Annotated in this window: 15 protein-coding genes; 11 read left to right on the top strand and 4 right to left on the bottom strand. The window is 71.4% G+C overall.

Annotated elements, in window-relative coordinates:
• The first annotated feature begins 17 nt into the window (after positions 1-17).
• From ftsX to LO931_RS16950, 6 genes are all read left to right on the top strand, one after another.
• Positions 18-917 carry a permease-like cell division protein FtsX gene (ftsX, locus tag LO931_RS16925; RefSeq protein WP_229055035.1) on the top strand — a complete coding sequence of 300 codons (900 nt, stop codon included), beginning with the start codon at positions 18-20 and terminating at the stop codon, positions 915-917.
• A 148-nt stretch (positions 918-1065) separates the two neighbouring features.
• Complete coding sequence (locus tag LO931_RS16930; protein ID WP_229055036.1) at positions 1066-2379, top strand: M23 family metallopeptidase; 1314 nt, start codon at positions 1066-1068, stop codon at positions 2377-2379.
• A gap of 42 nt (positions 2380-2421) precedes the next feature.
• Entirely contained in the window at positions 2422-2895 is a 474-nt protein-coding gene (gene smpB / locus LO931_RS16935; protein WP_229055037.1) for an SsrA-binding protein SmpB, read from the top strand.
• On the top strand, positions 2895-3791 hold the full coding sequence (locus tag LO931_RS16940; protein WP_229055038.1) for an amidohydrolase family protein: 897 nt from the start codon (positions 2895-2897) through the stop codon (positions 3789-3791). The genes smpB and LO931_RS16940 overlap by 1 nt, the downstream gene beginning before the upstream one ends.
• A 23-nt stretch (positions 3792-3814) precedes the next feature.
• Complete coding sequence (locus LO931_RS16945) at positions 3815-4849, top strand: MaoC family dehydratase (protein ID WP_229055039.1); 1035 nt, start codon at positions 3815-3817, stop codon at positions 4847-4849.
• The gene (locus tag LO931_RS16950) at positions 4849-5421 is read left to right on the top strand and encodes a histidine phosphatase family protein (protein WP_229055040.1); all 573 of its coding nucleotides are present in this window, start codon (positions 4849-4851) and stop codon (positions 5419-5421) included. The genes LO931_RS16945 and LO931_RS16950 overlap by 1 nt, the downstream gene beginning before the upstream one ends.
• Here the strand turns inward: LO931_RS16950 and LO931_RS16955 are convergent.
• Complete coding sequence (locus LO931_RS16955; RefSeq protein WP_229055041.1) at positions 5418-5720, bottom strand: hypothetical protein; 303 nt, start codon at positions 5718-5720, stop codon at positions 5418-5420. The two genes, LO931_RS16950 and LO931_RS16955, sit on opposite strands and share 4 nt — an antisense overlap.
• 25 nt (positions 5721-5745) lie before the next feature.
• On the opposite strand from LO931_RS16955, the gene LO931_RS16960 reads away from it, so the two are divergent.
• On the top strand, positions 5746-6576 hold the full coding sequence (locus tag LO931_RS16960) for a PHP domain-containing protein (RefSeq protein ID WP_229055042.1): 831 nt from the start codon (positions 5746-5748) through the stop codon (positions 6574-6576).
• A 129-nt stretch (positions 6577-6705) separates the two neighbouring features.
• Here LO931_RS16960 and LO931_RS16965 read toward each other — a convergent pair whose 3' ends face one another.
• Positions 6706-7542, bottom strand: coding sequence for an alpha/beta fold hydrolase (locus LO931_RS16965; protein ID WP_229055043.1), 837 nt, complete (start codon positions 7540-7542; stop codon positions 6706-6708).
• Positions 7539-8297 carry an SDR family oxidoreductase gene (locus tag LO931_RS16970; protein WP_229055044.1) on the bottom strand — a complete coding sequence of 253 codons (759 nt, stop codon included), beginning with the start codon at positions 8295-8297 and terminating at the stop codon, positions 7539-7541. Before LO931_RS16970 ends, LO931_RS16965 begins: the two co-directional genes overlap by 4 nt.
• Before the next feature lie 74 nt (positions 8298-8371).
• Here LO931_RS16970 and LO931_RS16975 point away from each other — a divergent pair, with 74 nt between their 5' ends.
• Positions 8372-9133, top strand: a complete 762-nt coding sequence (locus LO931_RS16975; RefSeq protein WP_229055045.1) for a ParA family protein — start codon at positions 8372-8374, stop codon at positions 9131-9133.
• A 77-nt stretch (positions 9134-9210) separates the two neighbouring features.
• Here the strand turns inward: LO931_RS16975 and LO931_RS16980 are convergent, their stop codons facing one another.
• On the bottom strand, positions 9211-10593 hold the full coding sequence (locus LO931_RS16980; protein ID WP_370636165.1) for a DEAD/DEAH box helicase: 1383 nt from the start codon (positions 10591-10593) through the stop codon (positions 9211-9213).
• 274 nt (positions 10594-10867) lie between these two features.
• Between LO931_RS16980 and LO931_RS16985 the strand changes: the two genes are divergently transcribed.
• From LO931_RS16985 to LO931_RS16995, 3 genes are all read left to right on the top strand, one after another.
• On the top strand, positions 10868-11587 hold the full coding sequence (locus tag LO931_RS16985; protein WP_229055046.1) for a ferritin-like fold-containing protein: 720 nt from the start codon (positions 10868-10870) through the stop codon (positions 11585-11587).
• A 94-nt stretch (positions 11588-11681) separates the two neighbouring features.
• Positions 11682-12440 (top strand): ABC transporter ATP-binding protein, encoded by a 759-nt coding sequence (locus LO931_RS16990; RefSeq protein ID WP_229055047.1) that lies wholly within the window; start codon positions 11682-11684, stop codon positions 12438-12440.
• Positions 12437-13780, top strand: coding sequence for an ABC transporter permease (locus tag LO931_RS16995; RefSeq protein ID WP_229055048.1), 1344 nt, complete (start codon positions 12437-12439; stop codon positions 13778-13780). The genes LO931_RS16990 and LO931_RS16995 overlap by 4 nt, the downstream gene beginning before the upstream one ends.
• The last annotated feature ends 6 nt before the right edge of the window (positions 13781-13786 follow it).

The raw sequence follows: 13786 nt of genomic DNA on the forward strand, positions 1-13786 counted from the left end.
CCCGCATGAATCTCACCATGAGGGAGCTGGGCGCCAGCCTGTCCCGCAACAAGTCCATGACGATCTCGCTGGTCGTCACGATGTCGGTCTCGCTGCTGCTCGCGGCGCTCGGCCTGCTGATCCAGGAGCAGGCCGACCGCACGGAGCGCTACTTCGGCGACCGTCTGCAGCTGCAGGTCAGCCTCTGCACCGACACCTCCAAGGCACCCACGTGCATCGGCGGCGCGGCCACCGAGGCGCAGAAGGAAGCGGTGCAGCAGGCGCTCGACGACAACCCCGAGGTCGAGGAGTTCGAGGTCCGCACCGCGCAGGAGAACTACGAGCGCGCGCAGGAGACGTTCGGCCAGTCCGAGACCGGTCGCAAGCAGCTCGAGGTCCTGAGCCCCGACAGCTTCTCCGACTCCTACTTCGTGACCTTGAAGGACCCGCAGGAGTTCGACGGCGTCACGAGCCAGGTCAGCGGCATGGACGGCGTCAACAGCGTGCTGTCGCTGCGTGACCTGCTGGACTCGCTGTTCATCGCGCTCGAGAAGCTCCAGTGGGCCGCGATCGGCACGGCACTCCTGCTGATCCTCGCGGCCGTCCTGCAGGTCTCGAACACGATCCGCATGACGGCGCACGCACGCCGGCGCGAGATCAGCATCATGCGGTACGTCGGCGCCTCCAGCTGGCACATCCAGCTGCCATTCCTGCTGGAGTCGATGGTCGCGGCCGTGATCTCGGCCGCCCTGGCGGCGGCGGGCATCGCTGCCTTCATGGGCTTCGTGGTCTACGGGTTCCTGCGCGACAAGCTGCAGATCACGACCTGGGTGCGATGGCAGGAGGCCTTCGTGGTGATGGGCTGGACGTCGCTCCTGGCGGTCGCCCTGGCCCTGCTCCCGACGCTGCTGCTGACGCGCAAGTACCTCAAGGTCTGACGCCGGCTCGACGGTCGGGGACCCGCCCGGGATTCCTGAAGGGGTGGCCCTGACCCTCAAGGTGAACTAGAGTCTCCTCAGTCCCACGCGTCACACGAGTCGCACTCGCCTGCTCCGTCAGGGGCACTTCCCCAGGTCGAGGTCCAGCATGAGGTTCACCCAGCGGTCCAGCACGCGATCGCCCCTGCGTTCTGCCCTGGTGGCGTTCACGCTGACGTTCGCGCTCATCGCGGCCCTGGCCGGGCCGTCGCTGGCCGAGTCGAAGGACGACCTCGAGAAGAAGAAGAACGGCGTCAACAGCGAGATCACCGGCGCCCAGCAGTCCTACGACGAGTCGAGCAAGGCCGCGCAGGACGCCGCGAACGTCCTGGCCGCGTCGCAGGCCCAGCTGGCCGACGCCCAGGCGAACCTCGGATCGGTCCGCGGCCAGCTCGTGGCGGCCCAGGCGCTCGACGCGCAGATGCAGGCCAAGCTCGTGCAGAGCGAGGCCGACCTGGCCAAGGCCGAGTCCGACCTCGCGATCGGCGAGGCGAACGTCGAGGCCTCCACCAAGGAGGTCATCAGCTTCTCGGTCGAGTCGCTGCAGTCCGGCAACCCGGGCCTGCGGGCGTTCAACGACCTGATGAACGGGGCCGACCCGACCGAGTTCACCGAGCGCATCGCGATCAACGACACGATCGCCGACGTCCAGCTCGACCGCCTCGACACGCTCGACGCGACCCGCGTGATCCTCGACCTGAACGAGCAGAAGGTCCAGGCACTGCGCGACCAGGTGCAGGTCGAGCGCGACGAGGCCGCCGCGAACCTCGCGAACATCACGGTGCTCGAGCAGCAGGCCGCCGAGCAGGAGGCCTCGGTCGCCCAGCTCGTGCAGGCCAACAGCACCAACAAGGCCGCGGCCGACGCGGCCGTCGCGAACGACTCCGCGGCGATCGCCGCGCTGGAGTCCGAGCGCCGCTCGCTCGAGGCCCAGCTGCAGGAGCTCGCCCGCCAGGAGCTCGCGAACTCCGGCGGTGGCGGAGGTGGCGGCGGTGGCGGCGGAGGCGGAGGCGGCAACGCGTCCGGTCGCCTGTCCTACCCGCTCGACACGGTGCGCCTGACCTCGCCCTACGGCTTCCGGATCCACCCGATCACGGGCGCTCGCCGCATGCACGACGGCCAGGACTTCGGGTCGCCCTGTGGCACGCCGATCAAGGCGGCCGCCGACGGCACCGTCATCAGCCAGTACTACAACAGCGGCTACGGCAACCGCGTGATCCTCAACAACGGCGTCATCAACGGCGTCAACGTCGTCACGACCTACAACCACCTGTCGCGCTTCGCGGTCAGCGCCGGGTCGCGCGTCTCGCGGGGTCAGGTCATCGGCTACGTCGGCACGACCGGCTCCTCGACCGGATGCCACCTGCACTTCATGGTGCTCGTCAACGGCGCGCACACCAACCCGGCGAACTGGCTCGGCTGACGCCGAACCCGTCGCCTGGGCGGTGAGTGGGATACTGGTCAGATGCCCAAGGAGACCGGTCAGAAGCTGATCGCCCAGAACAAGAAGGCGCGCCACGACTACCACGTCGAGGACACCTTCGAGGCGGGCATCGTGCTGGTCGGCACCGAGGTCAAGAGCCTGCGGATGGGGCGGGCCTCGCTGGTCGACGGCTTTGCCGAGGTCGACCGCGGAGAGGTGTGGCTCCTGCAGGTCCACATCCCGCAGTACGCGCAGGGCACCTGGACCAACCACGAGGCGCGTCGGCGTCGCAAGCTGCTGCTGAACCGCGTCGAGATCGACCGCATCGAGCGCAAGCTCACCGACAAGGGCGTCACGCTCGTCCCGCTCAGCCTGTACTTCAAGGACGGCCGGGCCAAGGTCGAGATCGCCGTGGCCAAGGGCAAGAAGGCCTACGACAAGCGCAACACCATCCGTGAGCGCGACGCGATGAACGAGGCGCGCAACGAGGTGGGTCGCAAGCTCAAGGGCCTGTGATGGCCGAGCTCGCCACCACCCCGGGGCCCACGACCGACGCGGAGCTGCCGGCGTACCTGGAGTCGCTGGGGCTGCCGGGGCTCTTCGACGTGCACGTGCACTTCATGCACCCGAAGGTGCTGGCCAAGGTCTGGGCATACTTCGACTCCGCGGGCCCGCTGCTGGGTCGCGCCTGGCCCGTCACCTACCGCACCAGCGACGACGAGCGCGTGGCGACATTGCAGGCGATGGGCGTGCGGCACTACTCGGCGCTGTCCTACGCGCACAAGCCCGGCGTCGCCACGTTCATGAACGCCTGGAACGACGAGTTCGCGGCCCTGCACCCCGAGTCGCTGCACTCGGCGACCTTCTACCCCGAGCCGGGGGCCGGTGAGTACGTCGCTGCCGCGCTGGAGGCGGGGGTCGAGGTGTTCAAGGCGCACGTGCAGGTGGGGGCGTTCGCCCCGGACGACCCGCTGCTCGACCCGGTGTGGTCGACCCTCGAGGCGAGCGGCACCCCGATCGTGCTGCACGCCGGTTCGGGGCCGGCCCCGGGCGAGCACACGGGGGTCGAGCCCGTGCATCGCGTGCTGGAGCGTTTCGGCGACCTGCGGCTCGTCATCGCGCACCTCGGCATGCCGGAGTGCGCGGAGTTCGTCGCGCTCGCGGCCGAGCACCCCCACGTCCGCCTCGACACGACCATGACGTTCGTCGACTTCTGGAGCGACCGGCAGCCGTTCGAGGTGGTCGACCAGCTCGTCGAGCTGCAGGACCGGGTCCTGTTCGGCAGTGACTTCCCGAACATCCCCTACGTGTACGCGCACCAGGTGGAGGCGCTCGCCCGGCTCGGCCTCGGGGACGACTGGATGCGGGCCGTGCTCTGGCACAACGGCGCGACCCTGTTCGGCCGCGCCTGAGATCGGTCGGCCATGATGGGGGCATGAGCAAGACGAACCCCGGTCATTTCTTCGAGGACTTCCGGATCGGGCAGGTCTTCGACCACGCCACGCCCCGCACCATCACCGACGGCGACCGCGCGGTCTACGGCGCGATCTACCCGACGCGCTTCTCGATCCCCTCCTCGGCGCAGTTCGCGGCGTCCGTGGGCCTCGACCCCCATCCGGTGGAGGAGCTCATCGCCTTCCACGTCGCGTTCGGCAAGACCGTGCCCGACATCTCGCTCAACGCCGTGGCCAACCTCGGGTACGCCGAGCTGCGGTTCCACCAGCCCGTGCTGGCCGGCGACACGCTGCGCACGAGCTCGGAGGTCATCGGTCTCAAGCAGAACTCCAACGGCAAGAGCGGCGTCGTCTACGTGCGCTCGACGGCGACCAACCAGCGCGGCGAGGTCGCCCTCGACTGGGCCCGCTGGGTCATGGTGCACAAGCGCGACCAGAACCTCGAGGCGCCCGAGACGGTCGTGCCCGAGCTGGCCTCGGTCGTCGCCCCGGAGGACCTCGTGCTGCCGACCGGCCTCGACTTCACGTCGTACGACCTCGTCGCTGCAGGCGAGGCCCACCGCTTCGGCGACTACGAGGTCGGCGAGAAGATCGACCACGTCGACGGCGTCACGCTGAGCGAGTCCGAGCACATGATGGCCACGCGCCTGTGGCAGAACACCGCGAAGGTGCACTTCAACGTGGAGGCGCGGCCCGACGGCAACCGCCTCGTGTACGGCGGGCACGTCATCTCGATGGCGCGCGCACTGTCGTTCAACGGACTCGCCAACGCTCAGCTGATCGCCGCGATCAACGGCGGCTCGCACACCGCCCCGGCGTTCGCCGGCGACACGGTCTACGCGTGGTCCGAGGTGCTCGACACCGCCGAGCTCGACGCCCCCGGAGTGGGCGCCCTGCGCCTGCGTCTGGTCGCCACGAAGGGCCGCGACGAGTCGATGACGCTCAAGGGCGACGACGGGAAGTACGCGCCCGGCGTGCTGCTCGACCTCGACCTCTGGGCGCTCGTCCCGCGCTGATGGGAGCCCGGCTCGTCGTCGTGCGCCACGGTGAGACCGAGTGGAGCCGTACCGGTCGCCACACGTCCACGACCGACCTCCCGCTGACCGAGGTCGGCGAGGAGCAGGCCGTCGCGCTGGCACCCGTGCTGGCGGGGCTCGGGATCGACGCCGTGCTGAGCAGCCCGCGCCTGCGGGCGCGCCGCACGGCCGAGCTGATCGGCTTCCCCGACCCCGTCGTGACCCCCGACCTGGCGGAGTGGTCCTACGGCGACTACGAGGGCGTCACGACGCCCGAGATCCGCGAGACGGTCCCGGACTGGACCATCTGGTCCCACGGCGCACCCGGCGGCGAGTCCGCCGAGGAGGTCGCTGCGCGGCTGGATCGCGTGGTCGAGCAGGTGCGGGCCACCGGCGGCACGACGCTCGCGGTGGCGCACGGGCACAGCCTGCGCGCGCTCGTGGCGCGGTGGCTGGGACTGCCGGTCGCGGAGGGGCGTCACTTCGTGCTCGACACCGCGACCTGGAGCGAGCTCGGCGACGACCGCGGGACCCCGGCGGTCCTGACCTGGAACGTCGGCCGACGCCGCTAGGGGCGGTTCGTCCCGTCCCCGTGCAGACGCAGCACGCGTGGGCGGGCCACGAACGACTGGAACAGGCTCGCGGCCAGGCCGACGAGGAATCCCAGGACCACCACCGTCGTCGTGATGCGGCCGCCCACCAGCGTCACGCCGGCCGTGAACGCGACGACCCCGACCACGGCCATCGGCAGGCACCAGAGCAGGCGCATCGGCAGCGGCCTGGCGACCGACGCCGCCATGCGCTGCAGGGCCTCGTCGGACGGCCCGCGCCGGTCGCGAGGGTCGGACGGCTCGGGCTCGGCTGCGCTCACGTGACAGAACGCTAGCCTGAGCGGCATGCGGATCGACCTGCACACCCACTCGAACCGCTCCGACGGCACCGACAGCCCGACGGAGCTGGTGCGCAACGCGGTGGAGGTCGCGCACCTGGACGTCGTGGCCTTGACCGACCACGACGCGACGACGGGGTGGGACGAGGCGCAGGGCGAGGCCGATCGCCAGGGCATCCGCCTGGTCAAGGGCATCGAGATCTCCACGCGCTACCAGGGCGAGAGCGTGCACCTGCTCGGCTACGAGTTCGACCCGACGCACGCGGGACTGCTGGCGGAGCTCCAGCGAGTGCTCGACGGGCGCGACAACCGGCTGCCGACCGTGCTCGAGAAGCTCGCGGAGCACGGCGTCCACATCACGCTCGAGGACGTGGCGGCCCAGTCGGGGGACGCGGCGGCCTCCGGCCGGCCGCACATCGCTGACGCGATGGTCGCCAAGGGCTACATCCGGCATCGCGACGAGGCCTTCAACGGCTGGCTCAACACCGGCGGCCGCGCCTACGTCGACCGCTACTCGGCGCCGCTGTTCACGGCCGTGGAGCTCGTGAAGGACGCTGGCGGTCGGACGGTCGTGGCCCACCCGTGGTCACGGGGCAGCGACCGGGTGCTGACGGCCGACGCCTTCGGCCGGCTCCAGGACGCGGGACTCGACGGCATCGAGGTCGACCACACCGACCACGGCGAGCGGGCGCGGCGCGAGCTGCGCGCGATCGCGACGGACCTCGACCTCGTGGTCACGGGCTCCAGCGACTACCACGGCACGGGCAAGTCGGAGGCCTTCCGCCTGGGCGCCAACCTCACCCATCCCGACCAGCTCGCCCGCCTCCTCCCCACCTGACGTACACCTCCCGAGAGACTTTGTTACCCCTCGCGAGTGAGCTTGTCTGTGCACACGAGCGAGTTCGTCACTCCTGTGCACCAACAAGGTCTCTCGTGACCACGAACAAAGTCTCTCGCGAGCGGTCATTCAGGGGAGGGTGAGGAGGAAGGGGAGCCAGGCGGCGGCGAGGGCGGCCGGGTCCTCGACGGCGGGGGAGTGCCCGAGGCCGGGCAGCACGACGGGCTGGGTGTTCAGGCGGCGCGCCATCTCGTCCTGCACGGGCAGCGGCCAGGCGTCGTCGTCGGCGCCGTACCCGACCCACGCGGGCAGGCCCGTCGCGGCGACCTCGTCCAGCCGGTCGGGGGCATCGAGCAGGTGCAGGGTCATGGCCCGGAGCGACGTGGCCGAGTTGGCGACGAAGCGACGCTCCAGGAAGGCCTCGACGTCGCTCGGGTGGGTGGCGCCGATCGCCGCCTCGCGAGCACGGTGCACGTCGATCAGCGGGACCGTCGCCAGCGCGTCGGCCAAGCGCCGCAGCGGACGGACGTCCGAGTCGCCCAGCGCTGCCGGGCCGGTGCAGAGCAGGCTGAGGCTGCGCCAGCGGTCGGTGTGCTCCACGACGGCGGTCTGCGCGACGAGGCCGCCGAAGGAGTGGCCCAGCACGTGGGACGGACGGTCGGAGACGGCCGCGGCCACGGCGGCGGCGTCAGCCGCGAGGCCCGCGAGCGAGAGGTCGTCGCCCTCGGCCGCCGGGGTCTCGAACTGGCCCCGCTGGTCGTAGGCCGTGACGTCCAGGCCCGCCGCCGCGAGCTCGGGCAGGAGCTGGGTGAAGTCCTCCTTGCTGCCCGTCCACCCGGGCACGAGGAGCACGTGCCCGACGGGGGCGGACCCCCGGGCGACGTGGGCGGCGAACGATCCCCGCGGCGTCTCGATGCGCGTGGCCAGGACGCCCTCGGGCACCACCAACGTGCGCGGTGTGCTCATCGGCCGCGCTTCGCGGCGCGGGCGACGAGCGACGACGGGGCGTGCTTGGCGAGGAAGGTCAGCACCTTGTAGCGCTTGCTGGGTACCGAGAGCGCCTTGCCGCGCTCCAGGTCCCGCAGCGCGTCGGCCACGAGCTCGTCGGAGTCGAGCCACATCCACCGTGGCACGCCCGAGACGTCCATCTCGCCCCGCTGGTGGAACTCGGTGCGGGTGAAGCCGGGCGCGAGGGCCATGACCTTGACGCCGGAGGCGGCGTGGTGCCAGGCCGCCCACAGCGACAGGTTCGTGAGCCAGATCTTGTGCGCCGAGTACACGCCCCGCGGGGTGAAGGCGGCGACGCTCGTGACGTTGATGATGCCGCCGCTGCCGCGCGGCGACATCGCCTTGAGGGCGGCGTCCATGAGGTGCATCGGAGCGCGGACCAGCAGGTCGAGCTGGCGGTCCTCGTCGGCGATGTCGGTGTCGCCGAACCACCCGGCGAGGGATGCCCCGGCGTTGTTGACGAGGAGGTCGACCGGTCGGTCCGGGTCCGACAGCACAGCCGCCACCCGGTCGACGTCGGCCGGCGCGGTCAGGTCGGCGGTCACGACGTCGACCTCGACCCCGTGGGCCGTGCGGAGCTCGTCCGCGATCGACTCGAGCCGTGCCGTGTCGCGGGCGACGAGGACGAGGTCGTGGCCGCGCAGTGCGAGGGCGTGGGCGAAGGAGTTGCCGATGCCGGCGGTGGGGCCGGTGATCAGGGCGCGAGCGGACATGCGTCCCAGCATGCCGCACCCGCGCAGCAGCGCGATGTCAGCAACGGCGGGGACCTGCCCGATCCGATGGCACAATGAGCCGCGTGACGACGACGATCAGCGTGGTGAACCAGAAGGGTGGCGTCGGCAAGACGACCACCGTGGCCTCCCTCGGGGCGGCGCTGGTGGAGCGCGATCAGCGCGTCCTGCTGGTCGACCTCGACCCGCAGGGCGGCCTGACGTTCTCGCTGGGCATCGACCCCGAGGACCTCGACGTCACGGTCGGCGACGTCCTGCTCGGCACGCACCGCGCCGACGACGCGATCGTGGTGACCGACGACGGCGTCCACCTGCTGCCCTCGAACATCACGGTCACGCAGGCCGAGGAGGGGCTGGTGACGCGCACCGGGCGCGAGCAGCGGCTGCGCGTCGGGCTCGACAAGGTCGCGGCCGACTACGACTGGATCATCATCGACTGCCCGCCCACGCTCGGCGTGCTGACCGTCGGTGCCCTCTCGGCGTCCGACCGCGTGCTGATCCCGCTGCAGGCCGAGACCCTCGCGCACCGCGGGGTCGGTCAGCTGCTCGAGACGATCAACGACGTCCAGCAGTTCATCAACTCGGGTCTGACGATCTGGGGCGTCCTGCCGACGATGTACGACGGTCGCACCAAGCACGCCCAGGCGGTCGTCGAGGCGATCGGCTCGGCCTACGAGCTGCCGATCATCTCGCCGTCCATCCCGAAGTCGATCCGCTTCGCGGAGGCACCGGCGATCGGACGCACGATCCTCGGCACGGCGAAGAGCCACAAGGGTGCCGACGCCTACCGCGAGGTCGCTGCGCAGCTGCTCGCCTGACGCGGAACCTCCAGATGTGACGACTTCGGGCCCGTTCTCGCGATGAGAACGGGCCCGAAGTCGTCAGATCTGTGTGGTCAGGTGGTGGGGGTCTCCGCCGAGCCCTGGCCGCCGCCGGACGCGGAACCGCTGCGGGTGCGGCGACGACGACGGTTGCGGCTCGCGCCGCCGCCCTCGCCCTCGGCACGCGGCTGCTCGGCACGGTTCTGGCCGCCCTGCTGCCCGCCCTGCCCGCGGTTCTGCTGCCCGCCGCCGCTGCGTCCGCCGTTGCGCTGACCGCCCTGGCCGCGACCGCCACGGTCGCCGGAGGGCTTGTCCTCCTTGGGCCGCGGGGTCGCCGGCTTGAGGCGACCCTTGACGTCCCGCGGGATGCCGAGGTCGTGGAACAGGTGGTCGGAGTTCGAGTACGTCTCCTGCGGGTCCTCGAACGGGAGCTCCAGCGTCTTGTTGATGAGCTTCCAGCGCTGGATGTCGGCCCAGTCGACGAACGTGACCGCGATGCCGGTCAGACCGGCGCGGCCCGTGCGGCCGATGCGGTGCACGTAGGTCTTGTCGTCCTCGGGGCACGTGTAGTTGATGACGTGGCTGACGCCGGCGACGTCGATGCCGCGGGCCGCGACGTCGGTCGCGACGAGCGTCTTGACGCCTCCCTCGCGGAAGCGCTGCAGCGCCTTCTCGCGGGCACCCTGCGCCATGTCGCCGTGCAGCGGCGCGGCCGGGAACCCGCGGTCGGCGAGATCGTCGGCGAGGCGCTGGGCCTGGCGCTTGGTGCGCGTGAAGACGATGACCTGCGTGACGTCCTCGGCCTGCAGGATGCGCGCGACGATCTCGGGCTTGTCGAGGTCGTGCGCCTGGAACACGAACTGCGCCGTGGTGGGCACGGTCTGGCCGGACTCGGAGCTCTCGGCGCGGATGTTCATGGGGTGGCGCATGTGCTTGCGCGCCAAGGAGACGATCGCGCCCGGCATCGTCGCGCTGAACAGCATCGTCTGACGCGACTCGGGGGTCTTGGACAGGATCGACTCGACGTCGGGCAGGAAGCCCAGGTCGAGCATCTCGTCGGCCTCGTCGAGCACCATGACCTGGACGTGCGACAGGTCGAGCGCGCGGCGGTTGGCCAGGTCGAGGATACGGCCGGGCGTGCCGACGACGATGTCGACGCCCGCCTCGAGCGCCTCGAGCTGCGGCTCGTAGGGCACGCCGCCGTAGATCGTCAGGTTGCGGGTGCCGCGGTGCTTCGAGGCCAGCTTGACGTCGTTGGCGACCTGGAGCGCGAGCTCACGGGTCGGCGCGATGATGAGCGCCTGCGGCTTGCCGGGCGCGGCGAGCTCGCCGTAGCCCTCGTCGGCCTGCGCGACGACGCGCTGGATCACCGGGATGGAGAACGCGAGCGTCTTGCCCGTGCCGGTGCGGGCCTGACCGATGAGGTCGGTGCCCATGAGAGCGACCTGGAGGGTCATCTCCTGGATGGGGAACGGGGACGTGATGCCGACCTCGGAGAGAGCCTCGGCGATCTCGGGCAGGACGCCCAGATCGGTGAACGTAGTCAGTGTCTTCTCGAATCGTGAGGAAGTGGAACGGGATGATCGGTACGTGTCGTGATGGTGCAGACGACGACGTCCGAAGAGCTCACGACCCAGATACGGCCCGAAGGGGCAGGGCCAGCGTACCGTCCGGCACCCTGTCGGCCCGCATCCGGCGCTGTGGGCAGGGCGGCGATACGCTGCGGGCATCATGAGCGACGCAGACGCGAACACGGCCCCGACCGCGGCCGCGGGCAATCCGGCCTTCGACGACCCCGCCTACCGCACGGGCATCATCGAGCTCCTGGGCCTGCTGGCCTCGGGCGAGATCATCGCGTGCGAGCGGCTCGCCGAGGACGCCAAGATGGCGCCCGACCTGCGCACCAAGGTCGAGGTCGCCGCGATGGCGACGTCGGAGTTCGGCCACTTCATCCAGCTGCGCGACCGGCTCGTCGAGCTGGGCGAGGAGCCGTACGCGCGGATGACCCCCTTCGCCGCGACGTTCGAGGCGTTCCACGCCAAGACCCGTCCGGCCGACTACCTGGAGGGCCTGGTCAAGGCCTTCGTGTTCGACGGCCTCGCGGCCGACTTCTACCGCGAGATCGCGGCGTACCTCGACACCGACACCCGTCAGCTCGTGCTCGACACCATGAGCGGCACGGGCTCCAGCGAGTTCGTGATCGACGAGGTGCGCGGTGCGATCGAGACCGATCCCAAGGTCGGAGGACGGCTCGCCCTGTGGGGCCGCCGACTCATGGGCGAGGCCCTGAGCCAGGCGCAGATGGTGGTCGCCGAGCGCGACGACCTCAGCGCCCTGCTGGTCGGCGGCGTCGACTCCCCGGGCATGGACCTGGCCGCCATCGGTCGCATGTTCACGCGCCTGACCGACGCGCACGCGGCCCGCATGGACCGCCTCGGCCTCGCGAGCTGACCTCCGGCGAGCCGCCGAGGTAGGCAAAACCCCACCCCGGTTCCGCGGTCTGCACTCCTGTCGGTGCACCCGTCGCGCTTCCTAGCGTCGGAGCATGACGAATCACACCCCTTCCACCGCCCTCGAGGTGCGCGGGCTGACCCGCGCCTTCGGCGAGGGCGACCGCCTCGTCCGTGCCCTGCAGGGCATCGACCTGACCGTCCCGGCCGGTTCGTTCACGGCCGTCATGGGTCCCTCGGGATCCGGCAAGTCCACGCTGCTGTCCTGCATCGCCGGACTCGAGCGACCGACGTCGGGGCAGGTGCTCCTGGACGGGACGGACCTGGGCGGCCTCGGCCAGAACGAGCTCGCCCACCTGCGCCGCGACCGCATCGGATTCGTGTTCCAGGGCTTCCACCTGATGCCGTACCTCACGGCAGCCGAGAACGTCGAGCTGCCGCTGCGGCTCGCGGGGCGACGGCCGGACCGCCACCAGGTCGTCGCCCTCCTGGACCGCGTGGGCCTGGCCGACCGGTACCGGCACCGGCCGGCGGAGCTGTCCGGCGGACAGCAGCAGCGGGTGGCCATCGCCCGGGCGCTGGTCACGTCGCCTGCCGTCGTGCTGGCCGACGAGCCGACGGGGGCGCTGGACTCGGCCGCCGCCCAGGACGTGCTGGCGCTGCTGCGCGACGCCGTCCGCGAGGCCGGCGCGACGGTCGTGATGGTGACGCACGATCCCGTCGACGCGGCCCACGCCGACACCGTCGTCTTCCTGGCGGACGGGCGGGTCGTGGGACGGATGGACGCCCCGTCGGCCGAGGCCGTGGCCGGACAGCTGGCCCACCTCGACGACCTCGTGGGGGCTGCACGATGACGGGCCTCGCTCTGCGCTCCCTGCGGCACCGCCCCACGTCGTTCGTCGCGACCCTCCTGGCGGTCGGTCTCGGCACGGTCCTGATGGGCTCGTTCGCGACGCTGGTGGAGACCTCGTTCGGACCGGTCTCCGACGTCGACGCCGAGACCCTCGTCGTGATGGGTGCGGTCGTGGGCGGCTGGGGGACGCTCATCGTGCTGTTCGCGGTGGCCTCGACCGCCGGGATCACGGTGGGCCAGCGCGCCGCGGAGCTCGGCACGCTCCGCACCGTCGGAGCCACGGGCGGGCAGGTGACGCGGATGGTCATGTCCGAGGTGCTCGCAGTCGGCGCGGTCGCAGCCCTGCTCGGGGCCGGTGTCGCCACCCTGACGGGTCGGCTGCTGCTCGGCGCCCTGCGCGGGGTCGGACTCGTCGGCGGCGACGTCGTCGCAGGGCCCGGCATCGCAGCCCTCGGGGTCACGGTCGCCGTCGTGCTGCTGACGACGGCCCTGGCTGCTCTCGTGACCGCACGGCGGGCGACCCGCGGTGCGCCGACGGTGACCCCTGCGGAGGACGGCCCGCAGGGCAGCGTCCTGCGGTGGTGGCGTCTGCTCCTGGGGGTCGTGCTGGTCGGCTACGGCGTCGCGATGGGCGTCGTCACGATCACGGTCACGGCCGACAGCGCGGATCCGTACGCCGCGATGTCGACGAGCGGGTCGAGCTCGATCCTGGTCGGCGTCGGCATGCCGACCTTCGCACCGTGGCTGCTCCGCGGGTTGGCGCGAGTCGGACGGCCTCTCCTGCGCGGTCCCGCGGGGCACCTGGCGGGCCTCGCCACGCAGCGCCGCGCGACCTCGCTCGGCGGCGTGCTCGGGCCGGTCGTCGTGCTGACCGCGGCGACGGTCGGCACCCTCGTGCTCGTCGACATCGACCGGCGCACCGTCGTCGGGGCCCTGGACGGCGACACCGAGCTCATCACCCTGCTCAACAACGTGGTCGTCGGGATGCTGTCGCTGTTCGCGGCGATCCTCGTGGTCAACGCCTACGCCGCGGTGCTGGCCCACCGTCGCGACGAGCTGCGCCGGCTGTGGCTGCTCGGGGCGACGCCCGAGCAGGTGCGGCGGACGGTCCTGCTCGAGGCCGCCGTGGTCGCGGTCGTGGGCGTGGCGCTCGGTCTGCTGGCGGCACTGACGACGATCGTGCCGTTCTCGATCGCCCGTGACGAGGGCGTGGTTCCCGACAGCGGCCTCTGGCTCCCGCCGGTGCTGGCGGTCGCGGTCCTGGCGGTCACTCTCGCCGCGGCCGCGAGCGCCTTCCGCCGTGCCGTTCCGCCCAGGGTGCTGGCGGGGGCCGCCGCGTGACCCCAG

Source organism: Aeromicrobium sp. Leaf350 (genome assembly GCF_916858655.1).
Taxonomy (GTDB): domain Bacteria; phylum Actinomycetota; class Actinomycetes; order Propionibacteriales; family Nocardioidaceae; genus Aeromicrobium.